Origin of the sequence: Pseudomonas sp. GW460-12-10-14-TSB1 (assembly GCF_017349775.1) — a bacterium.
Classification (GTDB): Bacteria; Pseudomonadota; Gammaproteobacteria; order Pseudomonadales; family Pseudomonadaceae; genus Aquipseudomonas; species Aquipseudomonas piscium.
Genome location: NZ_JACNAC010000058.1, coordinates 17,038 through 41,365 on the forward strand (window position 1 = coordinate 17,038; position 24,328 = coordinate 41,365).

Below are 24,328 nucleotides of genomic sequence, written 5' to 3' on the forward strand. Positions count from 1 at the left end.
CCCTTGATGATCGACACCGCTCAGCTGCACCGCCTGCCCGAAGCCATCGCCAGCCAGGCGCCCGAGGATATTCACAGCCTCCTGGGCAGCATGGCCCTGGTGATCCCGCTACTCGACACCCTGCCCAACGCGGTGTTTTTCATCAAGGACCTGCAAGCCCGCTACCTCACCGCCAACCTGACCCTGGCCCAGCGTTGCGGTTTCAAGAACGTCGCGCCGCTACTGGGCAAGACCTCGGCCGAGGTGTTTCCCGCCGTGCTCGGCCCGGTCTATACCGAGCAGGACCAGCGCGTGCTGCGCCAGGGCATCACCATCAAGGGCCAGCTGGAATTGCACCTGTACGGCAGCCGCGAACCCGGCTGGTGCCTGACCCACAAGCTGCCGCTGCATGGGCGCGATGGGCGGATCATCGGCATGGCCGGCATCTCCCTCGACCTGCAGGCCGCCCGCGACGCGCACCCGGCCTACGAACGCCTGGCCGCGGTCGACCGGCATATCCGCGAGCACTACAACGAAGCCATCCGCCTCGACGACCTGACCCACATCGCCGACCTGTCCATCGCCCAGCTGGAGCGCTATTGCAAACGTATCTTCCACCTCACACCCCGGCAGATGATCCACAAGGTGCGCCTGGAACACGCCTCGCGCCTGCTGCTCGGCGAACTGCCGATCACCGACGTCGCCCTGCAATGCGGCTACACCGACCACAGCGCCTTCAGCCGCCAGTTCAAGGCCCTGACCGGCGTCAGCCCACGACAGTTCCGGCAGAACGCTGCGCACTGACCTGGGCAGGCCGCAGATTGAAGTTTTATCGGATGAAGGAATACGCAGGGATGGAAACCGGAGACTGTCTGAAAAGAAGAAAGTTGGCTCTCTTCATCTGTCCACTCTCTTGAGCGATCCATTTTGGTTCGATCTAAGCACTTAACAAAAGAACATATACTAGATCTGAAACATTCAAATCTATAACTTAATGTTCCATATGATTTTTATGATTCGCACTATTTTTGTGCCGCTGCGCACCATAAGATGGCGACCAGACAAATTCATCAGCCTCATAAAAAAGTTATTGACAGCCTTCTATCAGACAAGCACTTTCCAGTACCACAGCTGCTCACACAAACAACACCGAAGACGTCAGGACAGACGCTGGTGCAGGTACGTTTTTTCTATCGAAAGAGGGATCTATGTTCGAGGAAATTGGCAACGATACTCATCAGGCCGACTTTTTAATTCCAGGCCTCAGGTTCGAAAAGAACTCTGTCAGTAATACCTATGCCGGAAACGGCTGGTTCAGTCGAAAACTAATGTCCAGCAAGGGTCCGCTCATATCGGACTTCGTCACTCATGAGCCAGACTTCAGTTATTCAACCTATGGCATACATGTCGGCCAGGACGATCGCCTGACCTTCATGGGGGACAACGGCAAGAAAATAGAAGGTTTTTTTGTCGATTGTCGAGAAGGCAGCCCTAGTATCCATCACATTGTCCAACTCAGATTCTCGCCAAGTCTGTATCGACACTTGGTCATTCCACGAGGCGTGGCTCATACCTTCGATAACCTGGAGTACATTGTCACCCGGGACGAACCAATCTGGCACTCGGATCAAGACAATACGGCCTGGAATCTGGACAACGATCTGGTTTCAGTTCCTCGCACTACGGAACTTGCAAAGTTCCCAATTATCAAGGCCAACAGATACCGCTTGCCCGATGAAGCCCATCGTTTTCTTTCGAAGATTTCCCAGTCTCTGCTGGAGAACCCCAAATCCTATCTGGCCCGATACCCGGTAACCATCCGCGGCGCCGAACAGTATGTGATGTTCGAGCCCAAGACCTGGTCGGACGATGCCCGCAGCGTCGCTGAACGGCTGACGGACGAGGAGTTCTGCGGCGTACGGATAAAACGCAACCGCTATGCCCTGACGGGTGCCAAGTCCTATACGCTGGTGCCCAATACCGCCTCCTGCGTGGCCGACGTCCTGGTACTTCCAACGTCCGTTCCGGGCAGTCCTCAGCAGTATTACTGGCATGCCAGAACGAGAAAGACCTATACCTTCCTCAATAATCAGGAACTGCAAATCGACTTGAACCTGATTGATCTCAGGCATGACTCCGCCACTTACGGTCAGCACAAGTCTCTCCAGATCATTTGTGATCCACGCACCAGCATTCATATCGAGCAAGGTATTGCCTACACGTTCAACTGCAGTAAACCGACACTGGTTCGCTGTGAACATGAAGTCTTCGTCAGTCAGAATGAGCCACGCTCGGATATTCCCATGTTCGGTCAGGACTTGATTCCATTCACTGTCGACCAGCCCTATCCAAATATCAAACTACCTGACATGCGCTGCCCGGACATCCTGCTGTACAAGATGGCCAAGTTCGAGCAGCAGACACTGGAAAGAACTTAGTTTTTGGGGTGTGCACCCAAGTTGCAAACTTACTTACAGCATGGAGATTCACATGAAAGCAACTCAAGAAGCAGTATCCTGGAAAGAAGAACTGGCTGACCTGGTTGGTTCGGCTCAAAACGCAGAAGAGTCTCTGGCCCTTGCAGCGTTCGAGAAAGCGCTGTCTCCTTATCTGCAAGAACCTGGAGCACTGCGTACACTCCTGGGCAAGATACAAGCGATGGAAATTGTTGCGCTGGATAGCCTTACATCCAAAAAGGAGTTCAACAGCATAGAAGAGCTCCAATCGTTCTTGCCTGCCAATATCAAAGCCCTGGCTGCGTGATACCGGGCATATAAAAAATTTAACGGATTAAATTTCTGTGCACACCTCTTTCAACTCAACGACGCGGTCAGTGTGGTCCTTTGTGGCTTTGGGGGTATTACTCATACTTTCCGAAGCCATCTACGACCTGGTATTCGCCAACCTCGCCTACTCCATCAGCGGAACGACACTCGCCGTTACTACTACCTACGCCATCGGCTATAGCGCTGAAATATTGGTGACCCTGCTAGGCGCGGGTTTTATCGATCGTTTCAACAAATGGAAACTGTTCATTGCCACGCAACTGGCCAACATTGCGGTGTTTGCCCTGGCCGTTTTTGTCCTCAGGATCTACGACAGGTCCGTGGAGTGGGTGTGGTTTTTTGCCTTCTTCGTCGACCTGATCCATCAGTACTCACGGCTGCTCATGTTTGCCTTGATCCCTTTCCTTTTCACCGCTGACAACATCCCCAGAATCAACGGCCTGCTCGCCACCTTCAATGGCATCGCCAGGACCCTGGGGCCGGTCATCGGCGCCCTGGTCATCTTCAACTTCGGCTTGTCGATCTCACTGCTGGCCTCCATTGCCTTCATGCTGGCGGCACTCGCCTTGACGATCAGCCTGAGCGCCTTGAATGAAAAGACCTCGACCCTCGATATCTGCAGCACGTCGTTTGCCCAACGCTTCCAGGAAAGTGTCACCGGCGCGTCAAGAGCCACTGTCGATCTATTGCGCGCTCCACGCTGGCGGTATTTCCTTGCCTCCTATGCCACCTGCCTGCTGGTGGTCAGCGTGCTGGCGCTCCTGTGGGTCCCCCTGCTTCGGGGCTTTCATGGGTTTTCTGAAGCACAGACCGGCTACCTGTTCTCCGTTGGAGCAACAGGTGCCATAGCCGGCGGACTCGCCTTGCGCGCCAGTGGCCAGGCCTCCCGGGTGCCGGGCACGATATTGCTGTCCCACCTGATCATGATCTCGGGGGTCTGCATCACGTTATGTCTGCGCGGCAACATCTGGTTCGCGGGCACCGGCATGTTCGTATTCCAGTTCGGTACCACGCTGTATTTTCGTACCACGGCCAGTGCCATCCAGCTCACCGTACCCAAGGAAATCATTGGCAGCTGGTATGGCTCGATAGACTTCATCAGCCGCTTTGCCGGACTCGTTGGCATTCTGCTGGCGGGTTGGGCCTACGATAAGCTCGGGACCTACGCCATCTACTCGATACTCTTACTCTTGCTGGCACTGAGCAGTTTCAACTGGCGCAGCAGTCGCCAGGCTCGCTGGTTGGTCAATACCTGAGGCTGCGCGCACCTCGGTCCGACTCAGCGCCAGGTACTGGGGGATTTCAAAGGGGAGCGTTATCGGCACTCCCCGCTCCGGAGGCGGAGGTAACCGAAAGAGACGGCTGGATAGCGCCCAACTGGAGCGCTACTGCAAACGCATCTTCCACCTCACCCCACGGCAGCGGCCGGACAAATCGTTGCATGGTTTTTTTCCATCGCCAGGGCACACAAGGCCGCAGAACCCGGATGAATTTCGTGAACGCCAGGACCTGCGATGAATTATGATGCGCGCCCTTTCGGCTCGCGTATCAGCGCAGGCTCACAGCGCCACCCCTCGTTCGCCATCCAAGGCCAGGAACCCTACATGCTTCACCTCAGGAGCTTCACCCGAACGCTGCATCGGCAGCAGATCAATGGCGTGACCTTCCATTTCGATCCATCCCATAGGCACGAACTCGACAGGCTGATACGACGCTTTTTTGCCAAGCCTGAGCAGTACCCCACGCTGGATATTCCGGAAGACACCCGAGGCGTCTTCCTGCTCGAAGGCGAACGCCAATGGGTGCTCAAGCGCAACCGCCTGACTCACTGGAAAAAGCAGCTGCAGAACTTCCTCGGGCTCAAGCGCAGCTTCGGCCTGCACGACCTGACCAATGAATTCATCAACCTGTCGGTGGTGTCGGGCAAATCCGCCCTCTCGCCCCAGGTCTCGGCGTTTGGCTACAAGGGGCGCTTTCCGTTCCTGCACGAAGAGTACTTGCTGGTGGGTTTCTGGGCGGATCATTGCAGTGTCGACGACCGCCTGCTGGCCCATCCCGAGCAGGCCGAAACCCTGTTGTCGGCGATCTTCCGGCTGTTCGGCCAGATGCTCGACGACGACTTCGTACATATGGACCCCCACCCGAAAAACATTCTTGTCGCCGCCGATGGCCGGCTGCGCCTGATCGACTTCGAGTGCTGCGCCCACTCGGTACTCGACCGCGACTTCAGCCTGGGTTTCCTGCTGGGTTACTTCTACCGCTTCTGGTTCCGACGCTTCATCTCGCAGCAGGATTACGACCGGCTTTGCGAGGCCTACCTGAACGAGGCGCAACCCAACCTGGATCGCGCCATCTTCCAGCCGGTGTACCAGCGCTTTCGCGACCAAAACGTCTCACGCAGCACGCGCTACCGCATCCTCACCTGCGCCCGGGCACAAGCGGCGTTCCAGCGTGAAATCAGCGGCCCCCGAGGCCAATCCACTACCCCGCTCAAGCGCTCTTGATAAGCGTTTTTTTATCGCCAAGTAGCAGGTGCTTAGTCCAAAAATAACCGTCCGTCGCCAGCACGACGGTCCTTTTTGACAGCCCCTTCGACAGATCTATAGTCCAGACGCGGCCTGTTGGAAGGAACCCGGGTCGTCAGACAGTAGGCAGGGAGCCAGGCCAGCTCGTATCCGTGACAGACGGGTTCCGCAAAGAAGTGCGCACGTACAACGGCCGCAAGGCATTCAACGTTGTGGTCTCTGGCAAGCGCCAGACACTTACTCTGAAAAGGAGCTTCACCATGTCTCGAGTCACGGATATTCTCGTTTCGATCGACACCGAAACCATCCTGAAAAACTACCCGAACATCAGCAAGAACCCGGCTGCGCCGACGATGATCGACGTCAACCACGTCTATATGGTGACCAACCAGAACAACGTCGTCAGCGGCCAGGCCGGTGGTGAGCTCAACCTCAAGGCCCAGGTCGGCGACCTGATCCGCTGGCGCGAAACCAGCCTGTCGCAGAGTTTCGAAACCGCGGTGGTGTTCTACAAGTTCATCGGCAACCAGGGCAACGACCTGATCTCCACCCCGACCCCACGCAAGGCCACCGCCTGCGTGGCAGTTCCCAACACCAGCAACCCGTCGGTGCCAAGCTGTCAGAAAGTGGACAACTACTACTGGTCGTCCGAAACCCTGGCCTGCGGCAGTGTCACCTACCACTTCAACTTCCTGATCGTGGATCGCAGCTGCCAGATCGTCGGCTGCTGCTCGTGGGATCCGTTCATTACCATCCGCAACTGATGCAAGCGGCCCCTTGGCGACAAGGGGCCAACCTGCCCCGCGACCGTTCCGACTGAAACAGGATGTCTCGCCCAAGCCGGAGCCGTTGCTGCTCGTCAACATCATGAAAGGAAAACGTGATGTCTACCGACACTTCAGTTTCTGCCTCCGGCGCAGCCCACCTCTTGCTCATCGTCGACGCCGAAACGCTGCTCTCGCGCTACCCGCAACCGAGCCAGGACCCCGACGATCCGACCGCCATCGACCTGGGCTTCATTTTCACCCTCGGCGGTGCCCACCTGGCAGGCGCCGGCGGGACCGACGACGCTTTGAACCTGGTTGCCAGCATCGGTCAGGCCTTTCATCTCCGTGGCCGGACCATCGCCCTGCGCGCCGAGCACAGCGTGCTGATCTACAAGATCGCCATTGGCGCCGCCGGCGTGCTGTCGCAGCCGGAACTGCTGGTCAAGCCGGACCAGGACATCCCGGCCCTCGACCTGGAGAATCCCGACCAGCCGATCTGCCACCAGGCCGACGACCACTTCTGGCGCGTTACCCATCTCAAACCCGGCGTCGAAACCTGCGAGATCAGCTTCATGCTGGTCGACACCCAGTGCCAGGTGCTGGGGTATTTCAAGCGGGGGATCGAGGTGACGCTGACGGAGCAGACAGCAAGCTGATTCAATGGCTCACCCCTTCGATCGAGTTCCCGATCCAGTCAGCCGCGACAACGACGCTCTGCATTACCGGACTCCGGCAGCGCCGCTGTCTTCAGGCGGCGCCTGCAGGTGCATCAACCATCCAACTGATCCAAGGCCCGGCCAGCCTTGAGGGCCTTGGCCATTTGCAGGTGGTTTTGCAGTTTCGGCAGGGTCTCTTCGGCGAAGGCCTTGAGCTCGGGGACCTCGGTGATTTCGGCCTGTTGCTGGATCTGCTCGATGGCCTCTTCGGTGGCCTTGACCTGGCTCTCGGCATAGGCGGCATCGAAGGCTTCGCCTTCCGGAACCTCGGGGATCAGCGCCTTGGCCTTGCTGATCACTTCTTCCCGGGGCGCCACGGGCAGGTCGAGTTTCCTGGCGATTTTCGCCAGGTGCTGGTTGGCGGTGGTGCGGTCGTTGATGACCAGGATGGTGTAGTCCTTGACCGCCTTGGAGGACGTCTTCTGGTGGGCCAGGCGACTGGCCTCGATGTCGGCCATGCCCTTGGCCGAGGCGTCGTCGATAAACTCCGCGGGGGATTGGGCGAACGCCGCGCTGGCGCTCAGGCCAAGCAGCAACGCGAAGCCGGTGCGGGACAGATGGGTGGCCATGAAGCTCATGGTGTCGGCCTCCTTTGATCAGGTGGCGGCGCACGGCGCCTGCACAGAGTGAGAGCTTTCAGGCCATCGAAGGTTTGAAAAAGTTGCATCGGCCACGACGAACGGTTGCCAACGAGACCATCGGATCCGCGGCTTCTTTCAGGCGCGGGACGGGCTCCGCTGGGCGCGCTTGGCGGCGTACATCGCTTCGTCGGCGTGCTTGAACAGCTGCTTTTCATCATGGCCGTGTTCGGGGAACAGGCCGATACCGATGCTCGGCAGAATGCTCAGCTGATGGCCGTCCAGGCGCAGCGGCTCGTTGAGTGCCTGGCGAATCTTCCCGGCGACGATGCCGGCATCTTCCGCATGCTGGATACAACCGAGCAGCACCACGAACTCATCGCCACCGATCCGCGCCACGGTGTCGCTCTCGCGCACGCAGGCCTTGAGCCGATTGGCCACGGCCTGCAACAGCATGTCGCCCACGGCATGGCCGAAGGTGTCGTTGACCTGCTTGAACCGGTCCAGGTCGACGTAGAGCAAAGCCATGCGCCCGGATTCGCGACGGGCTCGGGCCAGGGCGCTGCGCAGGCGTTCGCGCAGCAATTCGCGGTTGGGCAGCAGGGTCAACTGGTCGTACTGGGCCATGTACTGCAGGCGCGCATGCAGCTGCTTGCGCTCGATGGCGGTGGCGAGCTGGGCGCAGACGTATTGCAACAACTCCTTGTCCTGCTCGGTGTATCGCTCGTCGCCCGGCGCGCTTTTGACGATCAGCGCGCCGATGGTGCCCTTCTGCGAGTTCAGCGGTACACCGAGCCAACAGGGTGAGTGCTGGTCGGCGACGGCATCCGGCAGCGCTGGCAACGGCCCGTAATTGCCGGGGGTCAGCAGCAACGGCTGGCCACTGCGGATCACCTCGGCACACAGGCTGCCGGTCACCGTGCCCGGTTGCTCCGGGCAACGCTCACGGTCGTCGACGTGATAGGGAAAGCTCAGGGCCTGGCATTGCTCGTCGTACAGGGCGACGGAGAAATTCAGCGCCGGCAGCCATTCACCGATAATCCGGTGCACGCGCCCGAACAACGCCAGCAGGTCCTCGGCGGCATGGGCCGCTTCGGAAATCGCATACAGCGCCGCCTGCCGCGACTCGGCCTGCTTGCGTTCGGTGATGTCGCGGGCCACGGCGATGCGCAGCTGGTCGACCTCGGACCAACGCGCCGACCAGAGGATATGGGCGACCTGCCCATCCTTGCGCAGGTAGCGGTTCTCGAAGTTGGGCATGGGTTCGCCGGCCATGATCCGGTCGGCGGCCTGCAGGGTGCGCGCACGATCCGCGGGATGCACCAGCTCGATCATGCGCCGGCCGACCAACTCGTCCGGCGTATAACCGAAAATCCGCTCGCAGGCGGCGCTGACGAAGACGAAACGGCCTTCGACATCCACCGCACAGACGGCGTCCAGCAGAAGGTCGATGAAACTGGCCAGGGGCGCGGAGTTGTTGGTTGCCATCAGGGAACGACACTGCCTGTGAAGATAAAGCGCCGAGTATCAATCCCTGGGTTCCGGCAGCGGCGCAAAGCCGCTGCTTGTCCGTGACTGTCGCAACCATGCGAACAGCCTTTATGCCTTGTTCGCCAGCAATCCCGGAACGGCATGCAGCAAGGCGTTGATGGCAAACCCGATGAACATCACGCCGCAAAGCCGGGTGATCGCCAGTTCGTGGCGCTGATACAGGGTCCGCACCCGCCGCGCACCGACGATGCCAATGAGAATAGCGTATGCGCCAATGCCACCGAGGAAACTGAGGAAGATCAGCCAGGGCAGCATCGACCAGTTGAGCAGCTCGGCGCGACTGGACAGCAGCGCGGTGAAAGTCGCCACGGCCACCGGGTAAGCCTTGGGGTTGGTCAGGCCGAACAGGATGCCGTGCCAGAACGGCTGGCGCGCCGGGCCCTGGGGTTCCTGCCCGCTGCCGCGCTGGCTGCGGATCGCTCGCAGGCCAAGCCAGAACAGATACAGGCCGCTGAGCACGCCGAGCACATCGAAGGCGCTGCTGCCGATCTCCCGCGCGCCGACGATGGCGATCAACGCGGTGCTGCACCAGACCACATCGCCCAGCAGATGCCCGCAGAGAAAACCGGCCCCGGCCCGTCGCCCACGCGCGGCGCCGATGCCGAATACCGCCAGCACGCCGGGCCCGGGGGTAATGCCGTAGATAAAGCCCGAGGCGAGGACGGCCAGTAACAGCGAAGAAGTCATGCCACACTCCGAAGCGCCGAAGGTGGCGCGGTTTTGATCGCAGGATTCTGCCGGCTTGTGCGCCCCCGCACCACCCCACAATGGTCGTCACAGCGACAGTCAGGCGTCTTGAAACGGCGGCAGCCGGTCATTCGTCGGTAAAGATCGTCATCCCGGCATAGGGCTGCTGCCGGCAGGCGCGCAAGCGCGAGGCCAGATCGCCGACATGGGCTTCCAGTTGGTGGCCGTCAGGGTCGAGAAAATAGAACGAGGCCCCTTCACTGCGGTTGTCGCGCCACTCCCGCACGCCGGCAGCACGCAGGCGTTGGGCGAACGCCACGAAATGCCCGGCCTCGATGCTGAAGGCGTAATGGGTGTAGTCCGGCACTTCCGCCGGGCGGCGCGACGAGTCCAGCGACAGGCACAGCCACAGGCCCGGCAGCGACAGATAGGCGCCGCCGTCCCAGCTGGCGTCCAGGCGCAGGCCCAGCAGGTCGCGGTAGAACCCCAGGCTGCGGTTCAGATCGGTAACGGCGAGGGTCAGGTGGTTGAAGCCGGTGAGCATGCAAAGTCCTTGTAAGAGGAAGTTCCTGAATCGTCTTGAATCAAAGCAGCGTTCGCACTGGACGAATGGCTCTGGCGGCGAGCCCCGGGTGGCGATGTAGTATGTTGTATTACAAACCACTACATCGAGATCACCATGTCCGTCATGTCCTTGCGCCTGCCCGATGATGTTGCCGATACTCTGGCTCACTTGGCAAAGGCGACAGGCCGCAGCAAGTCATTCCTCGCTGTGGATGCACTGAGAGAATATCTGGCCCGTGAAGCCTGGCAAATCGACGAGATCCAGAAAGCCCTGACTGAAGCAGAGGCAGGCGACTTCGCCAGCGCCGAAGAGCTGGATGGCGTACTCAACAAATGGACTGGCAATGCACGTTGAGTGGCTGCGCACCGCCCTCAAGAACCTCGATGACGAAGCCGCCTACATTGCACAGGACAGTCCTCAGGCCGCCGCGGAATTCGTCAAAGCCATCCTGAGTAGCATTCAACACCTGAGCCGTTTTCCTGCCAGTGGTCGCGAAGGTCGCCTGCCCGGTACCCGGGAGTGGGTGGTACCCAATCGTCCTTACCTGATCCCCTACCGCGTACGTCAGGGACGCTTGCAGATACTGCGGATTTTCCATACCCGGCACTTGCCGCCTGCCGGTTGGCAAGACGACCGCCAATAGCTCGTGCATTGGGGCCAGCGGCAGCGCGCCCAGGACAGCAAGGGCCCGAGCGCGCGGTAGAACATCTGTAGGTATCAGAACGCGCTGCGGAAGATTTCCTCGATCTGGCGCTGGTCGGCGCTGCGGGGGTTGGTCAGGCCGCAAGCGTCTTTCAGGGCATTGGCGGCCAGGACCGGAATGTCCGTCAGCTTGGCGCCCAGGTCACGCAAGCCGCTGGGGATCTCGACATCCCGGGCCAGGCCGCGAATGGCGCTGATGGCCGCCTGCGCGCCCTCCTCCGGGCTGAAGCCACGGATGTCTGCGCCCATGGCGTGGGCCACATCGGTCAGGCGCTCGGCGCAGACCATGGCGTTGAAGCTCTGCACATGGGGCAGCAGCACCGCGTTGCATACGCCGTGGGGCAAGTCGTAGAAGCCGCCCAACTGGTGCGCCATGGCATGCACGAAACCCAGCGACGCATTGTTGAAAGCCATGCCGGCGAGGAACTGGGCGTAAGCCATGTTTTCCCGGGCCACCAGGTCGCTGCCATCGTGCACCGCCTGGCGCAGGTTCTGGCTGATCATGGTCATGGCTTTCAATGCGCAAGCGTCGGTGATCGGGTTGGCCGCGGTGGACACATAGGCTTCGATCGCGTGGGTCAACGCGTCCATGCCGGTGGCGGCGGTCAGGCCCTTGGGCATGGCGACCATCAGCGCAGGGTCGTTGACCGACAGCAGCGGCGTGACGTTACGGTCGACGATGGCCATTTTCACGTGGCGCTTCTCGTCGGTGATGATGCAGAAACGGGTCATTTCGCTGGCGGTGCCGGCGGTGGTGTTGATGGCGATCAACGGCAGTTGTGGCTTGGTCGAACGGTCGACGCCCTCGTAATCGCTGATATGCCCGCCATTGGTGGCGCACAAAGCAATGCCCTTGGCGCAGTCATGGGGCGAACCGCCACCGAGGGAAACCACGAAATCGCAACCGCTCTGCTGCAATTGCGCCAGGCCCTTCTCGACGTTGTCGATGCTCGGGTTGGGCTTGGCGCCATCGAAGACCACCGAATCGATGTCTTGCATCGCCAGCTTCTCGGCAATCATGCCGGCCACCCCGGCCTTGGCCAGGCCAGCGTCAGTGACGATCAGCGCCTTGCGAAAACCGTAGTTACGAATCGCGACCATGGCCTCGTCGAGGCAGTCGATACCCATGATGTTCACGGCGGGAATGAAAAAAGTGCTGCTCATGGCGCGTCCTCCAGGCTAGGGGCGGATCAGCCGTGCCGATCCGGCAAATGCGCACAGGATCGACCCATCGGTCACGCGCGTTGTTGATCTGGCTCAAGGGTCGGTCGTGATAAAGTCGGCGCCCTGTACACCTTCTGCCTTGAGACGACGAACCGCGATGATGGATTTCCAGGAATTTGATACCGACCTTGAAGACTGGAACGCCTTGCGCGCCAGCACGCCGATCGCCGGCCTGCTGATCGGCAACGGCGCCAGCCGAGCGGTGTGGGAAGACTTCGCCTACGACTCGCTGTTCGAGAACGCCCGCACCGTCGAAGAAAAGCCCTTGAGCCAATCCGAGCTGAGCGTGTTCGAAGCCCTGCAGACTCGCAGTTTCGAGCAGGTGCTGGGCGCGCTGAAGACTACCAGCCGGGTCAACAAGGCCCTGGCCGTCAGCTCTGCGGCGCCGCGCAATCGCTACTACGCGATCAAGGAAGCGCTGATCAATACCGTGCACGCGGTGCACATCCCATGGCGCCTGGTGCAGCCGGCGACTCTTTCGCAGATCAACCAGGAACTGCGCCGTTACCGCACGGTATTCACCAGCAACTACGACCTGCTTAATTACTGGGCGATCCAGCATGATACCCAGGGCATCGACGACCTGTTCCAGGGCGCCGACCCGAGCTTCGACATCTGCCAGACCGCAAGCGAACAGACCCGCGTGCTGTACCTGCACGGCGGCCTGCACCTGGTGCGTAACCAGGACGGCACCGCGCGCAAGCTGGGTTCCACCGAAGGCACCCTGCTGGGCAACTTCGCCATCAACAACACCCTGAAGACCCTCGACGATGTGCCGCTGTTCGTCAGCGAGGGGCCGGTGGCGGACAAGCTCAAGACCATTCGCAGCAGCGACTACCTGTCGTTCTGCTACCAGCAGTTGCTCAACCACAGCGACGCGCTGTGCATCTTCGGCCACGACCTCGGCCCCCAGGACAGCCACCTGGTGCAGGCGATCCGCCAGGCCGGGGTGCAGACCCTGGCGATCTCGATCCACCCGCGCAGCAAAGCCTTTATCCAGAACCAGAAGCGGCGCTACGCCAAGCTGTTCGAGGGGATGGAGGTGACGCTGCGCTTCTTCGATTCGAAGAGCCATGCCCTGGGCGCGCCTGCGCTGTCGGTGCCGGTCGAGCGCTGAAAGCTATCCAAGGGTCATCTGTAGGAGCGAGGCTTGCCCGCGATCCAGGCATCGCGGTCTACCTGCCAGGACGCCATCGCGAGCAAGCTTTGCTCCTACAGACAGCGCAGCAGCTCACTCCTCGCCGCTGTGCACCACCACCAGCAACTGCGCCTGCACCTCGCCCACCGAGCGCAGGCGGTGGGGTTTCTGCGCGTTGAAGTGCAGCGCATCGCCACGGTTGAGGATCACCCGCTCGTTCATGAAATCCACTTCCACCTGCCCTTCGTGGACAAACAGGAACTCCTCCCCCAGGTGTTCCTTGAAGCTCTTGTCGGTGAACTCCCTGGGCGGGTAGATGATGAACGGCAGCAGGCTGCGCTCGCTGACCTGATGCGCCAGCACCGCATAACCCGGCGCCTGGTCGTTGGCCGCCAGCGACTGGCGTTCGTCGCTGCGCACCAGGCTGTAGCTGTCGAGGCTGACCTTGTCTTCGGCGAACAGCTCCTCGACGTTCACGTTCAACGCCTTGGCCAGTTTCAACGCCGCGGCGATCGAGGGCGTGTTCAGGCCGCGTTCGACTTTCGACAGGTAACTCTTGGTCATGCCGGATTTCTCGGCCAGGGCCTCCAGTGTCACGCCAAGTTTTTTTCTCAATAATTTCAAGCGGATAGACATTTAGAACGGTTAACCCATCAAGGAGGCGACGATTTGTCCTTGCCAATGACACAAAGTGTCATATAGCCTCTTTAGTGTCATTTGCTTTCACCCAACGACCTTGCGAGCAGCGGGAGCTGGCAAATCCGACGTCCATTGAAACGACCAAAGGACACCGATATGGCCAAGACATTAGCACTACCCAAAGAGCAACTGGTCAAGCAAGCCTTGACCCAGATGCAAAACACCCTGGCGGATAATACGTGGACCGACCGGCAAAAGCTGGCGCTGACTTGCCGCATCCTGTTCGAGAACGGGCACGACTCCGGCCTGGCCGGGCAGATCACCGCCCGCGGCCCGCAGCCGGGCACCTACTACACCCAGCAACTGGGCCTGGGTTTCGATGAAATTACCGCGGGCAATCTGCTGCTGGTCAACGAAGACCTGGAGGTGCTCGAAGGCCACGGCATGCCCAACCCGGCCAACCGTTTCCACAGCTGGGTGTACCGCGCCCGCCCCGACGTGAACTGCATCATCCACACTCACCCGACCCACGTCGCCGCGTTGTCGATGATCGAAGTGCCGCTGGAAATCTCCCACATGGACCTGTGCCCACTGTACGACGACTGCGCCTTTCTCGAGGCCTGGCCAGGCGTGCCGGTGGGTAACGAAGAAGGCGAAATCATCTCCGCGGCCCTGGGCGACAAGCGCGCCATCCTGCTCTCGCACCACGGCCAGCTGTCCACCGGCGCCAGCATCGAGGAAGCCTGTGTGATCGCCCAGTTGATCGAGCGCGCCGCCAAGCTGCAATTGCTGGCCATGGCCGCCGACACCATCAAACCGATCCAGCCGGAGCTCGGCCGCGAGGCCCATGACTGGATCTCCAAGCCCAAGCGTCACGCCGCCGCCTTCAACTACTACGCTCGGCAGAACCTCAAGCAACACGCCGATTGCCTGAACTGAAACCACCTCATTCGCTAAAGGAGCGTCTCCATGTCGAACACCAACATTCACGGCATCATCGGCTACACCATCACCCCGTTCACCGCCAAGGGTGAGCAACTGGACCTGGACACCCTCGGCCGTTCCATCGATCGCCTGATCGACAGCGGCGTGCATGCCATCGCGCCCCTGGGCAGCACCGGCGAAGGCGCTTACCTGAGCGACGCCGAGTGGGACCAGGTCGCCGAGTTCAGCATCCGCCACATCGCCAAGCGCGTGCCGACCATCGTCAGCGTTTCCGACCTGACCACCGCCAAGGCCGTGCGCCGCGCGCGGTTTGCCGAGGCCAAGGGCGCCGATGCGGTGATGGTGCTGCCGGCTTCCTACTGGAAACTCAGCGAAGCCGAAATCCTCGGCCACTACCAGGCCATCGGCGACAGCATCGGCGTGCCGATCATGCTCTACAACAACCCGGCCACCAGCGGCACCGACATGTCGGTGGAGCTGATCCTGCGGATCTTCAATGCCGTGGAAAACGTGACCATGGTCAAGGAGAGCACCGGCGACATCCAGCGCATGCACAAGCTGCAACTGCTGGGCGAAGGCCAGGTGCCGTTCTACAACGGTTGCAACCCGCTGGCCCTGGAAGCCTTCGCCGCCGGCGCCAAGGGTTGGTGCACCGCCGCGGCGAACCTGATCCCGCAGCTCAACCTGGACCTCTACCATGCCGTGCTGGACAACAACCTGGACCTCGCGCGCGCGCTGTTCTACCGCCAACTGCCGGTGCTCGACTTCATCCTCAAGGGCGGCCTGCCAACCACCATCAAGGCCGGGTTGAACATGACCGGGTTGCAGGTCGGTGACCCACGCTTGCCGGTGTTCCCGCTGGGTGAAGCTGGGCGTAATCAATTGCAGGCCATGTTGAACGCAGTCCGCTGATCGGGCCTTCGCTGTAGGGGCGATCTTGCCGGCCTTATCGCCGGCAAGCCTGGCTCCTACAGGTCTGTGGCGCCCTGGCTTCTGTAGGAGCGGCCGGTCGACGCTCGATTGCTCGCGATCGCGATCTATCAGGCACAACACACGCCTGGCCCCTACAAAAAAGCAGCGTCCAACAAAAAGCCCGACAGGTTGTCCTGTCGGGCTTTTTCGTTTCAGGGCAGAAGATTAAACAGTCTTGTCCTTGATGGTGGTGGTTGGACCGTTGGTCTTGACGCTTTCAATACCACCGTCGCGCGCCGCCTCGGACGAATAGCGCTGACTACTGCCGATGATCTGGTGGTTCGCCGCCTTGAGGTTGAAATAAGGCTTGCCGTCCTTGGAGACTTCCTTGGCGTAGCGGGCCTCGGTGGGGCTATTGGTCTGCACCGAAGCGATGCCGTTTTCGGCGGCGCTGCGGGAGGAATACAGCTCACTCGTCAAAATGGTTTCAGCGTTGCCAGCCTTGAGAACGAAGCGGAACTGCCCGTCACTGCTTTTGCTCAATTCATACCATCCAGCCATGGTCCTGCTCCTGAGTGTCCAAAGATGCGAATGCACTTCGGAGTAAAGCCTGTCTTTGCTGATTTACCAGCGTTTGGGGTGTGTTGCTGAGGCACGCAGCATCAGACAGGAAAAACCGCATCCGGTTCATGACGCGAAACTCATGCAGACAAATAGTAATAATTCTCGATATCATTCGCGACTTTTCTGCCCGGCAGTACTTGCGAAGGATTTTCATGTCTCGCTTCAAGCCCGACCCCACCTCGGCGGACACCGTCCGCGGGTTCTATGCGGACATCCTGCATTACCTGCGTAAACGCACGGACAACGCCAGCGATGCGGCGGACATGACCCAGGACGTCTTCACCCAATGGCTCGATTACCGTGACCGGGCCAAGGTCGAACAACCCCGCGCCTTTCTGTTCCAGATGGCGCGCAACCTGCTGCGCGATCACTGGCGCCGGCAGAAGGTCAGGCACAAGGTGCACCACGAACCGCATGCAACAGAACCCGAGCCGCTGGCCGACGAACACCACGAGCCACTGCCCGCGGCCCAGCGCCTGCAACGCCTGGAGCGCTTGAAAAGCGTGCTCGCCGAACTCTCGCCGCGCCGCCGCGAAGCCCTTATGCTGCACCGCTTCGAAGGCCTGAGTCAGGGGCAGATCGCCGAACGCATGGGCATATCCCTGAGCATGGTGGAAAAACACATCGCCTTTGCCCTGCTGCACTGCAAGCAGCGCCTGGAACAGGAACACGGCAAGGAGCAAGCACAATGACCCGCCTCCGCGACACCGAGCAGCAGATCGACAGCATCGATGCCCAGGCGGCCGGCTGGTTCACCCGCAATCGCGACGATCGCAGCCAGGCCACGCGTGACGCCTTCGCGGCCTGGTCCAGCGAACCGGCCCATGCCCGGGCCTATGCCGAGTTCGAGCGCTTGTGGGCCGACCTGGGTGAACTCGAACACCTGAACCGACCGACGCCGCTGCCGGTACGCAAAAAGCCGCGCTGGCGCCCGGCCCTGGCGGTGGCCGCCGCGCTGGTCTGCGCACTGCTGGCCATCGAACTGGGCGCCCCGCCGGCGATCTATTCGCAACAGATCGCCGCCCAGGACCAGGGCATGCGCAGCTTCAACCTGCCCGACGGCAGCACCCTGTACGTCAACGCCAACACCCGCCTGCGCATCGACTTCACGGCGCAGCAACGCAACCTCTATCTGGACCAGGGCCAGCTGTACCTGGAAGTGGCCGCCGACAAGGAACGGCCGCTGTGGGTGCATTCCGGCGCGGCGCGGGTGCGGGTGGTCGGCACCGGCTTCGATGTACGACGCGGCGAGAAACAACTGGTGGTCAGCGTCGCCCATGGCCAGGTGGCGTTCGTTCCCGACGAACAAAAGCCCGACTCGTTGCTGCTCGGCGCCCGCCAGCGCGGGATCTATGACTACGCCAGCGGCACCTTGCGGGAACAGACCGTGAACGTCGATGAGGTCGCCGACTGGCGCGGCGGCCACCTGGCCTTTCGCAATCGCGACCTGGCCAGCCTGGTGGACGAGTTGAACCTCTATCGCCGCCAGCCGGTGCTACTGGCCGACGGCGCCCTGGGCAACTTCAAGGTCTCTGGCAACCTCGATGTGCGGGATCCGGACGCCCTGATCAAGGCCCTGCCAGCCCTGATTCCGGTGAAAACCCTGGCCCTGGCCGACGGCCGCGTGCGCATCGAAGCCCGGCGCTGAACTCATATGCGAATATTTTGCATTCGCATATGAGGTTTTAGTTTACTGACGCGTCTTCCTCCGGTCTGCGTTGTTTATGCACACCTTTTCTGGCCTTTGTCGCCGCTCCGGGGGATTTCATGTTTCGCGCGTCTTATCACTTGCAGCTCATCTGTTCGCGTCCGACCTTGCTCGCCGCCTGCCTGGCGTTCAGCCTGCAGGCCCAGGCGCAAATCCAGGCAGAGCAGATCACCTTCGCCCTGCCCGCCCAGCCGCTGGCGGCCTCGCTGAGCCAGGTAGCGCAGCAGGCGAAGATCCAGTTGCTGTTCGACGAAGAGTTGCTGCGCAACGTGAAGGCCCCGGCGCTGAAGGGTAATTTCAGCCCCGAGGCGGCTATCCAGCAGTTGCTGGGCGGCAGCGAGTTCAGCCTGGTCAAGGTCGACCAGACCTACGTGGTGCGCCCCGCGGAAAACAGCAGTACCCGCAGTTCGGCGCTGCAGCTGGGCGCCATGAGCGTCATCGGCAGCGGCCTGGAAGTGGACTCCGCCACGGTCGGCCGCTCGACCCTGAACCAGGCCGAAATCGATCGCCACCAGGCCACCAACATTCCCAGCCTGATCGCCACCCTGCCCGGCGTCAGCCTCGGCGGCTCGCTCAAGCCCGGCGGCCAGACCATCAACATCTGGGGCCTGGGCGATGCCGAAGACGTGCCGATGAGTGTCGACGGCGCAACCAAGAGCGGCTTCGAACGCTACCAGCAGGGCTCGATCTTCATCGAGCCGGAACTGATCAAGCGCATCGAAGTGGAAAAGGGCCCGCACTCGCCCGAAACCGGCAACGGCGGTTTCGGCGGCACCGTGCACATGGAGACCAAGGACGCCCCGGACCTGCTGCTGGAAGGCCGCGACACCGGCGCCATGCTCAAGTACGGCTACAGCAGCAACAGCCATGAGCAGGCCTACACCGGCGCGGTGTACGGACGCACCGAGGACCGGCGTTTCGATGCCCTGGCCTACTGGACCAAACGCGACGGCGACGACATGAAGCTAGCCAGCGCCCAGCCGGACCCGCGCAACGCCTACCCGATCAACCCCAAGCGCCTGCCCAACACCGCCCAGGACCTGGACGGCGAGCTGTTCAAGCTGAACATGCAGGTGACCGACGAACATCGCCTGGGCTTCAGTTACATGCGTTCCAACAGCGATATCTGGGCGCCCTTCTCGGCCAAGAGCTACCCGACGCCACCGACCCAGAATGATATCGACAAGTACGGCTACGACGGCGCCACCCGGCGCTTCCTGGCCCAGCGCAATACCATCGACACCACCTGGCAGGCCAAGTACCAGTACACACCGCTGGACAACCCGTGGATCGACTTCGAGGCCAAGTACTCCGACTCCAAGACCGACCAGACCGACGAGCGCGGCCCGAATGCCTACGCCCAGCCGGCCTCCGGTGGCCGCAAGATCACCGTGGGTTACGAGGACAAGATCCTCTCGCTGAAAAACACCAGCCGCTTCAGCACCGGCCCGCTGGAACATGCCCTGACTAATGGCATCCAGATCCGCAAACACAACCGCGAAGTGGACATGTGGATGCCGGGCAAGACCTATGAGGTGCCCAAGTACAACTACGGGCATTACCAACCGGGCTTCATGCCCCATGGCAAGGTCGACAACAACGCCTTCTATATCCAGGACGCCATCACCCTGGGCAACTTCACCCTGACCCCGTCCCTGCGCTACGACCATGTGCGCAACCGCGGGCAGAAAAACGACGCGTCGGTCTACAACAGCCCCAACCCGGTGGTCGGTCACGATTACGGCGACAAGACCTACACCGGCTGGTCGCCACGGCTGTCGGCGTTCTGGACGGTCACCCCGCAATTCGCCCTGTTCGCCGACTACAGCAAGACCTGGCGCGCGCCGGTGATCGACGAGCAGTACGAAGTCCAGGCGGCCGGCACCACCCGCTCGTCCACCAGCCGCGACCTCGACCCGGAGCGCATCACCGCGTTGCGCGCCGGTAACATCACCAGCTTCTCCGATGTGTTCAGCGATGCCGATACCGTGCAGATCCGCACCACGGTGTTCCGCAATGAGATCAAGGACGAAATCATGAAGAACCTCGGGATCGGCTGCCCCGAGCAACTGAGCAGCGGCAAGAACATCGGCCAGGTGTGCAACCAGCCGACCATCGGGGTCTACCGCAATATCGGCGACCTGACCATCAAGGGCTTCGAGGTCGAGAGCTTCTACGATTCGACCTACCTGTTCGGCTCGCTGTCCTACTCCTGGATCACCGGCAAGCATGAAGGCGCCTACACCAACCCCTGGGGGCCGAATGTCTGGGCCCGGGACATCCCGCCACGCAAGTGGGTCGCCACCCTGGGGGTGAAAATCCCGCAGTGGGACGCGCAAGTGGGCTGGCAGGGCCAGTGGGTACGCCAGACCGACCGGGTACCGAGCGACATCTACCCGAGCGGCCCGGCCAGCGCCTCGGGCGATTCCTACTGGGACCAGTACGAGAACAAGCGATACAACGTGCAAGGCCTGTTCGCCAACTGGAAACCGCAGCAGCCGTACCTCAAGGGCACCGAGGTCAACTTCACCCTGGACAACATGTTCAACCGCGATTACCGCCCGCCCCTGAGCGGCGAAAACGCCTCCAGCCTTGGGCGTAACGCCAAGATCAGCGTGACGCGGTTCTTCTGACTGTATCCGGCTGCGGTGCATTCGATGCACCGCAGCATGCAGATCACGAGCAGGCTCCGCACCTGCCGGGCCAAGATCGACCTCCCCCCTGAAAACCACTGAGATGCCTTCGGGCGCTCTAGCCTTTCCCCCTGCCTGCTGCTCTGCCCGCCCGGAGAAAATCCCCCCAGCGCCGCACCAGGTAGTTGTGCTCGTCCATCACCGAGTTCCACACCGCGATATGCCCCATGCGCTGCTGGTAGGAGCCGCCATCACGGGTTTCGCCGATATCGATCAGTGGCTCGCCGTCACTGCCCGGCAGCTCTTCCCGGGCCGGTTTGCCGGCGTACCAGTAATCCCACTCGGCGCTGCTCAGGTGATCGCGGCTGCGCGCCGGGTTACCGATGTAGTAGCCCTGGCGTGCCATCACCGCACCGGGCCAGCCCGACAGCCACCAGTTGAGATAGGCATAGGCCGCGTCGAGCACCGCACCCCGGGCATGGCGCGACAACGACAAACCACCAAACCAGGCACGGTAGCCTTCCCGGGGCACCGCCAGGCGATATTTGACCCCGGCGCGGTGCAGGTGCATCAGGGTCGGCGACCACAGGCTCTGGATATCGATGCGCGGGCTGAGCATCAGTTGCGCGGCTTCTTCATCGTCCGACCAGAACGCAGCGAAATGCCCTTCGCGTTGCTTGCGCACCAGAATCTCTGCCAACCGGTCGATCTCTTCGATGCTCAGGTTGCCAATGTCCTTGAACGACGCCAGGCCACAGCCCTGAACCGCCAGGGCGGCATCCAGGGCGCCAATGGCGGCGTCACTCTGCAAGGCGATGCGCCCGCTCCAGGCTGGCTCCAGCAACCAGCCCCAGCTCTCGTTTGCGCTGGAAAAGCCCGCCGGCAGGCGCTCCGGGCGGTAGGCAAAACTGTCGGCGTTGTGGGTCAGGGGCAGCATGCTGATGCGCTCGCTGACCGCACTGCCCAGGCTGCCGTCGTGCTGCACGTAGAGACGCTCGCAGGGCACGCTGCCACTGCCCAGACGGTCGCCAGGGGACAGCCGCCCGCGCTTGGGCAGGTCATTGATTTCGTGCCACAGGGCAATGCGCCGGGTGTCGATGGGCTGGATCGCCTGGGCCGGCCAGACGAAATCGACGTTGTGAAACCACTGGTCGTAAAGGTCGTAGCTGTCCGGCTGCATCACCGCGATGCGCTGGGCCTGCTCCACGTCGTGCACTTGATACACCAGGCGGATGCCCAGGTCCTGTTCGGCACGCACCCGCAGGGATTCGAGCAAGGTCACCGAGGTGCCCAGTACCCGCAGGGTGACCGGTTGCGTCTCTGTCATCAGGCACACTCCCTGGCGGCCGGAGCGAAGCTGCGGGCAAACACCTCGAAGGAACGGCGCAGTTGCTCGGGCTCAAGCCCACGCAGGATAAACACCAGCCGCGAGCGATGATCGGCACCTGGCCAGCGCGACAGGTGCACGGGAGCATGCAGGCAATGCTGCACGCCATGAATGACGATGGGGGCCTGGCTGGCGTTGACGTTGAGCAATCCTTTCACCCGCAGAATGCGTTCGCCGTGGCATCTTAGCAGCATCGACAGCCAGACCCCGAAGCCCACCCAATCCAGCGGTCGGTCGAACTCCAGACTGCAAACTTTTGCCGCGCCATGCTGCGGCGCATTGGCTTGCAGCGGCCGCTGCAACTGCCAGCGAGCCACTTCCCGCTCGGCTGTCACGCCGCGCAGTCCCTGCCCCAGCAACAGCTGATCGCCGCTCTGGATCTCCTCGGCGAGCAACAGTGGCGCCCCCGGATTGAGCCGCTGCAAATGCTCACGCAAGGCCGCCCGGGTCGCCTCGTCGACGCAGTCGGTCTTGCTCAGCAGCAAGCGGTCCGCGGCCGCTACCTGGGCCAGCCACTCCGGGTGCAGGCGTTCCTGCAACGCCGCGTGGCTGGCATCCACCAGGGTCACCAGCAGGCCGATATGCACCCGCCCACGCAATTGCGGATCGTTGTTCACCGTGGCCAGGATCGGTGCCGGGTCGGCCAGCCCGGTGGTCTCCAGCAACACCCGGCGAAAGGCCGGGATCTCACCTCGGCTACGCCGCGCCAGGAGCCCCAGCAGCGCCTCTTTCAGCTCGCCGCGAATCGAACAGCAGACACAGCCGCTGGGCAGCAGCACGGTGTCCGGCGCCACCTCCTGCACCAGCAGGTGATCGATGCCGATATCGCCGAACTCGTTGATCAGCAGCGCCGTGTCCCCCAGGCTTTCGTCCCGCAACAGGCGATTGAGCAGGGTGGTCTTGCCGCTGCCGAGAAACCCGGTGATGACGTTCAGGGGCATGCTCATGGCTGTTGCTCCAGGTGCTTGAGGACCACGGGGTCGAGAGGATCGAGGGGCCGGCCGAGCATGGACTCGGCCAGGCTCCAGAGTTGCTCCAGGCCACTGGCCAGTTCCTGGCGGCCAGTGGCCCCCAACAGCAGATAGGCCGAACCCTGGAAGTCCTCGACCTTGAGCCGGAACGGCGCCAGTACCCGGTTGATCGCGGCGATCCTGCGCAAGCGCTCGCGGCGCCGGGGCAGTTCATCCCCCAGCGGATCGCTCCAGTGCGCGTCTTCACCCAACAGCCCGCATAACCCGCACATGCTCAGCCCTCCTTCATGGCATGACGTCGCCGGAGTTCGGGCCCAGGGTCTGGCCGACAAACAGGTTGCCCCCCGGCTCGCTGGCCAGCAGCACCGCGGTGGGCGCCACTTCATCCGCCAGGCCGAAACGGCCCAGGGGCAACTCGGCGGCCTTGGCGGTTTTCCAGGCACTGCTGATGCCGGCCACCAACGGCGTCTCGATCGGCCCCGGGGCGATGGCGTTGACCAGCACATTGTCCTTGGCCACTTCCAGGGCCAGGGACTTGGTGAAGCCGATGACCCCGGCCTTGGCCGCGGCGTAGTGGGTCAGCTCGGCGCCTCCCTTGATCCCCAGTTGCGAGGCGACGTTGATGATCCGTCCCCAGCGCTGCGCCAGCATGTGGGGCAAGGCCCGCTGGCTGGCGATAAAGACGCTGGTGAGGTCGACCCGCAGCATGTCGTTCCACATCTCGATGCTCAGGTCGACGCAGCGCGCCTGGGTCAGCATGCCGGCGTTGTTCACCAGGATATCGATGCCGCCGAAGTGCTCGACACAGGCATCGACCCCGGCCTGGGCGCCTTCGACGCTACCGACATCAGCCACGCACTCGAAGACCTCGGCCCCCAGTTCGCGGCAGGCCTGGGCACTCTCGGCCAGGCGCGCCGGATCGCGGTCGGCCAGCAGCAGGCGTGCGCCGGCCACGGCGTAGGCCCGGGCGATGGCGGCACCGATGCCGCTGCCAGCGCCGGTGATCACAGCGCGACGGTTGTGCAGATGTTGCATGTGCAGCACTCCTTGAAAAGTTGGAACCCCGTAGCCGCTGCCGCAGGCCGCGAACGGGTTGGGCGGCATACCGACGTAGCAGCGGCCGCGGCGGTCTTAAGGACCCTGGTGTTTGACCAGAGATCGTCAAGCAAGGTCCTGCGGACCTTTTCGCAGCCTCGCGGGCTCGGCAGCGGCTACGAGCGAAAACCGATGCCCATCGGGCGGGTTCAATCCGGCCAGCGCACCGTCAGGCCACCATCGATGACGATGCTCT

Annotated in this window: 26 protein-coding genes; 15 read left to right on the forward strand and 11 right to left on the reverse strand. The window is 61.9% G+C overall.

What is annotated here, in order from left to right:
- Positions 1-6: 6 nt before the first annotated feature.
- The 7 genes from J4D52_RS25405 (at position 7) to J4D52_RS25435 (ending at position 6,713) form a co-directional block, all read left to right on the forward strand.
- Positions 7-783, forward strand: coding sequence for an AraC family transcriptional regulator (locus tag J4D52_RS25405; protein ID WP_025803970.1), 777 nt, complete (start codon positions 7-9; stop codon positions 781-783).
- 404 nt (positions 784-1,187) lie between these two features.
- A complete protein-coding gene (locus J4D52_RS25410; RefSeq protein WP_102677884.1) occupies positions 1,188-2,417 on the forward strand; it encodes a dTDP-4-dehydrorhamnose 3,5-epimerase family protein in 1,230 nt (409 codons plus the stop codon).
- A gap of 52 nt (positions 2,418-2,469) precedes the next feature.
- The gene (locus J4D52_RS25415) at positions 2,470-2,742 is read left to right on the forward strand and encodes a hypothetical protein (RefSeq protein ID WP_009047454.1); all 273 of its coding nucleotides are present in this window, start codon (positions 2,470-2,472) and stop codon (positions 2,740-2,742) included.
- 37 nt (positions 2,743-2,779) lie between these two features.
- Entirely contained in the window at positions 2,780-4,021 is a 1,242-nt protein-coding gene (locus tag J4D52_RS25420; RefSeq protein WP_256581575.1) for an MFS transporter, read from the forward strand.
- A 348-nt stretch (positions 4,022-4,369) separates the two neighbouring features.
- Positions 4,370-5,269: an AarF/UbiB family protein gene (locus J4D52_RS25425; RefSeq protein ID WP_102677892.1), complete on the forward strand. Its 900-nt coding sequence runs from the start codon at positions 4,370-4,372 to the stop codon at positions 5,267-5,269.
- A gap of 281 nt (positions 5,270-5,550) precedes the next feature.
- Positions 5,551-6,054 (forward strand): inclusion body family protein, encoded by a 504-nt coding sequence (locus J4D52_RS25430; RefSeq protein ID WP_025803965.1) that lies wholly within the window; start codon positions 5,551-5,553, stop codon positions 6,052-6,054.
- 119 nt (positions 6,055-6,173) lie between these two features.
- Positions 6,174-6,713 (forward strand): AidA/PixA family protein, encoded by a 540-nt coding sequence (locus tag J4D52_RS25435; protein ID WP_102677883.1) that lies wholly within the window; start codon positions 6,174-6,176, stop codon positions 6,711-6,713.
- 113 nt (positions 6,714-6,826) lie between these two features.
- Here the strand turns inward: J4D52_RS25435 and J4D52_RS25440 are convergent, their stop codons facing one another.
- The 4 genes from J4D52_RS25440 to fos all read right to left on the reverse strand — a co-directional run bounded on the left by J4D52_RS25440 (position 6,827) and on the right by fos (position 10,133).
- A complete protein-coding gene (locus tag J4D52_RS25440) occupies positions 6,827-7,351 on the reverse strand; it encodes a DUF4142 domain-containing protein (RefSeq protein ID WP_097302291.1) in 525 nt (174 codons plus the stop codon).
- A gap of 138 nt (positions 7,352-7,489) precedes the next feature.
- Positions 7,490-8,839 carry a sensor domain-containing diguanylate cyclase gene (locus J4D52_RS25445; protein WP_063428814.1) on the reverse strand — a complete coding sequence of 450 codons (1,350 nt, stop codon included), beginning with the start codon at positions 8,837-8,839 and terminating at the stop codon, positions 7,490-7,492.
- A gap of 111 nt (positions 8,840-8,950) precedes the next feature.
- Complete coding sequence (locus tag J4D52_RS25450; protein ID WP_009047449.1) at positions 8,951-9,589, reverse strand: LysE family translocator; 639 nt, start codon at positions 9,587-9,589, stop codon at positions 8,951-8,953.
- Between the two features lie 127 nt (positions 9,590-9,716).
- Positions 9,717-10,133, reverse strand: a complete 417-nt coding sequence (gene fos, locus J4D52_RS25455) for a fosfomycin resistance glutathione transferase (RefSeq protein ID WP_102677882.1) — start codon at positions 10,131-10,133, stop codon at positions 9,717-9,719.
- Between the two features lie 135 nt (positions 10,134-10,268).
- On the opposite strand from fos, the gene J4D52_RS25460 reads away from it, so the two are divergent.
- The gene (locus tag J4D52_RS25460; RefSeq protein WP_102677881.1) at positions 10,269-10,508 is read left to right on the forward strand and encodes a CopG family ribbon-helix-helix protein; all 240 of its coding nucleotides are present in this window, start codon (positions 10,269-10,271) and stop codon (positions 10,506-10,508) included.
- A complete protein-coding gene (locus J4D52_RS25465) occupies positions 10,498-10,797 on the forward strand; it encodes a type II toxin-antitoxin system RelE/ParE family toxin (protein WP_102677880.1) in 300 nt (99 codons plus the stop codon). Before J4D52_RS25460 ends, J4D52_RS25465 begins: the two co-directional genes overlap by 11 nt.
- A 74-nt stretch (positions 10,798-10,871) precedes the next feature.
- Here J4D52_RS25465 and yiaY read toward each other — a convergent pair whose 3' ends face one another.
- Positions 10,872-12,020, reverse strand: a complete 1,149-nt coding sequence (yiaY, locus tag J4D52_RS25470) for an L-threonine dehydrogenase (protein WP_063428809.1) — start codon at positions 12,018-12,020, stop codon at positions 10,872-10,874.
- A 157-nt stretch (positions 12,021-12,177) separates the two neighbouring features.
- Between yiaY and J4D52_RS25475 the strand changes: the two genes are divergently transcribed.
- The gene (locus J4D52_RS25475) at positions 12,178-13,197 is read left to right on the forward strand and encodes a DUF4917 family protein (protein ID WP_102677879.1); all 1,020 of its coding nucleotides are present in this window, start codon (positions 12,178-12,180) and stop codon (positions 13,195-13,197) included.
- 114 nt (positions 13,198-13,311) lie between these two features.
- On the opposite strand, the gene J4D52_RS25480 is transcribed toward J4D52_RS25475, so the two are convergent.
- A complete protein-coding gene (locus J4D52_RS25480; protein WP_007922237.1) occupies positions 13,312-13,854 on the reverse strand; it encodes a helix-turn-helix domain-containing protein in 543 nt (180 codons plus the stop codon).
- Positions 13,855-14,013: 159 nt separating this feature from the next.
- On the opposite strand from J4D52_RS25480, the gene J4D52_RS25485 reads away from it, so the two are divergent.
- Both J4D52_RS25485 and J4D52_RS25490 read left to right on the forward strand, forming a co-directional pair.
- A complete protein-coding gene (locus J4D52_RS25485) occupies positions 14,014-14,796 on the forward strand; it encodes an aldolase (protein WP_102677878.1) in 783 nt (260 codons plus the stop codon).
- Positions 14,797-14,826: 30 nt separating this feature from the next.
- Positions 14,827-15,714: a dihydrodipicolinate synthase family protein gene (locus J4D52_RS25490; protein WP_025803955.1), complete on the forward strand. Its 888-nt coding sequence runs from the start codon at positions 14,827-14,829 to the stop codon at positions 15,712-15,714.
- Between the two features lie 225 nt (positions 15,715-15,939).
- On the opposite strand, the gene J4D52_RS25495 is transcribed toward J4D52_RS25490, so the two are convergent.
- Positions 15,940-16,275: a YegP family protein gene (locus tag J4D52_RS25495; protein ID WP_025803954.1), complete on the reverse strand. Its 336-nt coding sequence runs from the start codon at positions 16,273-16,275 to the stop codon at positions 15,940-15,942.
- A 215-nt stretch (positions 16,276-16,490) separates the two neighbouring features.
- On the opposite strand from J4D52_RS25495, the gene J4D52_RS25500 reads away from it, so the two are divergent.
- From J4D52_RS25500 to J4D52_RS25510, 3 genes are all read left to right on the forward strand, one after another.
- Positions 16,491-17,030 (forward strand): RNA polymerase sigma factor, encoded by a 540-nt coding sequence (locus tag J4D52_RS25500; protein ID WP_102677876.1) that lies wholly within the window; start codon positions 16,491-16,493, stop codon positions 17,028-17,030.
- Positions 17,027-17,986: a FecR domain-containing protein gene (locus J4D52_RS25505; RefSeq protein ID WP_102677875.1), complete on the forward strand. Its 960-nt coding sequence runs from the start codon at positions 17,027-17,029 to the stop codon at positions 17,984-17,986. Before J4D52_RS25500 ends, J4D52_RS25505 begins: the two co-directional genes overlap by 4 nt.
- Before the next feature lie 119 nt (positions 17,987-18,105).
- Positions 18,106-20,679: a TonB-dependent receptor gene (locus J4D52_RS25510; protein WP_102677874.1), complete on the forward strand. Its 2,574-nt coding sequence runs from the start codon at positions 18,106-18,108 to the stop codon at positions 20,677-20,679.
- Positions 20,680-20,797: 118 nt separating this feature from the next.
- Here J4D52_RS25510 and J4D52_RS25515 read toward each other — a convergent pair whose 3' ends face one another.
- Genes J4D52_RS25515 through J4D52_RS25530 form a run of 4 tightly spaced genes read right to left on the reverse strand, consistent with a single transcriptional unit; the run spans position 20,798 to position 24,072 of the window.
- Positions 20,798-22,006 carry a PotD/PotF family extracellular solute-binding protein gene (locus J4D52_RS25515; RefSeq protein ID WP_102677873.1) on the reverse strand — a complete coding sequence of 403 codons (1,209 nt, stop codon included), beginning with the start codon at positions 22,004-22,006 and terminating at the stop codon, positions 20,798-20,800.
- Positions 22,006-23,013 carry a GTP-binding protein gene (locus J4D52_RS25520; RefSeq protein WP_102677872.1) on the reverse strand — a complete coding sequence of 336 codons (1,008 nt, stop codon included), beginning with the start codon at positions 23,011-23,013 and terminating at the stop codon, positions 22,006-22,008. The genes J4D52_RS25515 and J4D52_RS25520 overlap by 1 nt, the downstream gene beginning before the upstream one ends.
- Positions 23,010-23,309, reverse strand: coding sequence for a hypothetical protein (locus J4D52_RS25525; RefSeq protein WP_025803995.1), 300 nt, complete (start codon positions 23,307-23,309; stop codon positions 23,010-23,012). The genes J4D52_RS25520 and J4D52_RS25525 overlap by 4 nt, the downstream gene beginning before the upstream one ends.
- Before the next feature lie 13 nt (positions 23,310-23,322).
- Entirely contained in the window at positions 23,323-24,072 is a 750-nt protein-coding gene (locus J4D52_RS25530; RefSeq protein ID WP_025803994.1) for an SDR family NAD(P)-dependent oxidoreductase, read from the reverse strand.
- Between the last annotated feature and the right edge of the window lie 256 nt (positions 24,073-24,328).

What these genes read in the sequence shown, in the direction of transcription:
- J4D52_RS25430 (WP_025803965.1), top strand. Translation starts at nt 5,551, where the DNA reads ATGTCTCGAGTCACGGATATTCTCGTTTCGATCGACACCGAAACCATC.
- J4D52_RS25500 (WP_102677876.1), top strand. Translation starts at nt 16,491, where the DNA reads ATGTCTCGCTTCAAGCCCGACCCCACCTCGGCGGACACCGTCCGCGGG.
- J4D52_RS25515 (WP_102677873.1), bottom strand. Translation starts at nt 22,006, where the DNA reads ATGACAGAGACGCAACCGGTCACCCTGCGGGTACTGGGCACCTCGGTG.
- J4D52_RS25435 (WP_102677883.1), top strand. Translation starts at nt 6,174, where the DNA reads ATGTCTACCGACACTTCAGTTTCTGCCTCCGGCGCAGCCCACCTCTTG.
- J4D52_RS25450 (WP_009047449.1), bottom strand. Translation starts at nt 9,589, where the DNA reads ATGACTTCTTCGCTGTTACTGGCCGTCCTCGCCTCGGGCTTTATCTAC.
- J4D52_RS25465 (WP_102677880.1), top strand. Translation starts at nt 10,498, where the DNA reads ATGCACGTTGAGTGGCTGCGCACCGCCCTCAAGAACCTCGATGACGAA.
- yiaY (WP_063428809.1), bottom strand. Translation starts at nt 12,020, where the DNA reads ATGAGCAGCACTTTTTTCATTCCCGCCGTGAACATCATGGGTATCGAC.
- J4D52_RS25520 (WP_102677872.1), bottom strand. Translation starts at nt 23,013, where the DNA reads ATGAGCATGCCCCTGAACGTCATCACCGGGTTTCTCGGCAGCGGCAAG.
- J4D52_RS25530 (WP_025803994.1), bottom strand. Translation starts at nt 24,072, where the DNA reads ATGCAACATCTGCACAACCGTCGCGCTGTGATCACCGGCGCTGGCAGC.
- J4D52_RS25415 (WP_009047454.1), top strand. Translation starts at nt 2,470, where the DNA reads ATGAAAGCAACTCAAGAAGCAGTATCCTGGAAAGAAGAACTGGCTGAC.
- fos (WP_102677882.1), bottom strand. Translation starts at nt 10,133, where the DNA reads ATGCTCACCGGCTTCAACCACCTGACCCTCGCCGTTACCGATCTGAAC.
- J4D52_RS25445 (WP_063428814.1), bottom strand. Translation starts at nt 8,839, where the DNA reads ATGGCAACCAACAACTCCGCGCCCCTGGCCAGTTTCATCGACCTTCTG.
- J4D52_RS25495 (WP_025803954.1), bottom strand. Translation starts at nt 16,275, where the DNA reads ATGGCTGGATGGTATGAATTGAGCAAAAGCAGTGACGGGCAGTTCCGC.
- J4D52_RS25480 (WP_007922237.1), bottom strand. Translation starts at nt 13,854, where the DNA reads ATGTCTATCCGCTTGAAATTATTGAGAAAAAAACTTGGCGTGACACTG.
- J4D52_RS25460 (WP_102677881.1), top strand. Translation starts at nt 10,269, where the DNA reads ATGTCCGTCATGTCCTTGCGCCTGCCCGATGATGTTGCCGATACTCTG.
- J4D52_RS25525 (WP_025803995.1), bottom strand. Translation starts at nt 23,309, where the DNA reads ATGTGCGGGTTATGCGGGCTGTTGGGTGAAGACGCGCACTGGAGCGAT.
- J4D52_RS25410 (WP_102677884.1), top strand. Translation starts at nt 1,188, where the DNA reads ATGTTCGAGGAAATTGGCAACGATACTCATCAGGCCGACTTTTTAATT.
- J4D52_RS25490 (WP_025803955.1), top strand. Translation starts at nt 14,827, where the DNA reads ATGTCGAACACCAACATTCACGGCATCATCGGCTACACCATCACCCCG.
- J4D52_RS25475 (WP_102677879.1), top strand. Translation starts at nt 12,178, where the DNA reads ATGATGGATTTCCAGGAATTTGATACCGACCTTGAAGACTGGAACGCC.
- J4D52_RS25485 (WP_102677878.1), top strand. Translation starts at nt 14,014, where the DNA reads ATGGCCAAGACATTAGCACTACCCAAAGAGCAACTGGTCAAGCAAGCC.
- J4D52_RS25405 (WP_025803970.1), top strand. Translation starts at nt 7, where the DNA reads ATGATCGACACCGCTCAGCTGCACCGCCTGCCCGAAGCCATCGCCAGC.
- J4D52_RS25510 (WP_102677874.1), top strand. Translation starts at nt 18,106, where the DNA reads ATGTTTCGCGCGTCTTATCACTTGCAGCTCATCTGTTCGCGTCCGACC.
- J4D52_RS25440 (WP_097302291.1), bottom strand. Translation starts at nt 7,351, where the DNA reads ATGAGCTTCATGGCCACCCATCTGTCCCGCACCGGCTTCGCGTTGCTG.
- J4D52_RS25505 (WP_102677875.1), top strand. Translation starts at nt 17,027, where the DNA reads ATGACCCGCCTCCGCGACACCGAGCAGCAGATCGACAGCATCGATGCC.
- J4D52_RS25425 (WP_102677892.1), top strand. Translation starts at nt 4,370, where the DNA reads ATGCTTCACCTCAGGAGCTTCACCCGAACGCTGCATCGGCAGCAGATC.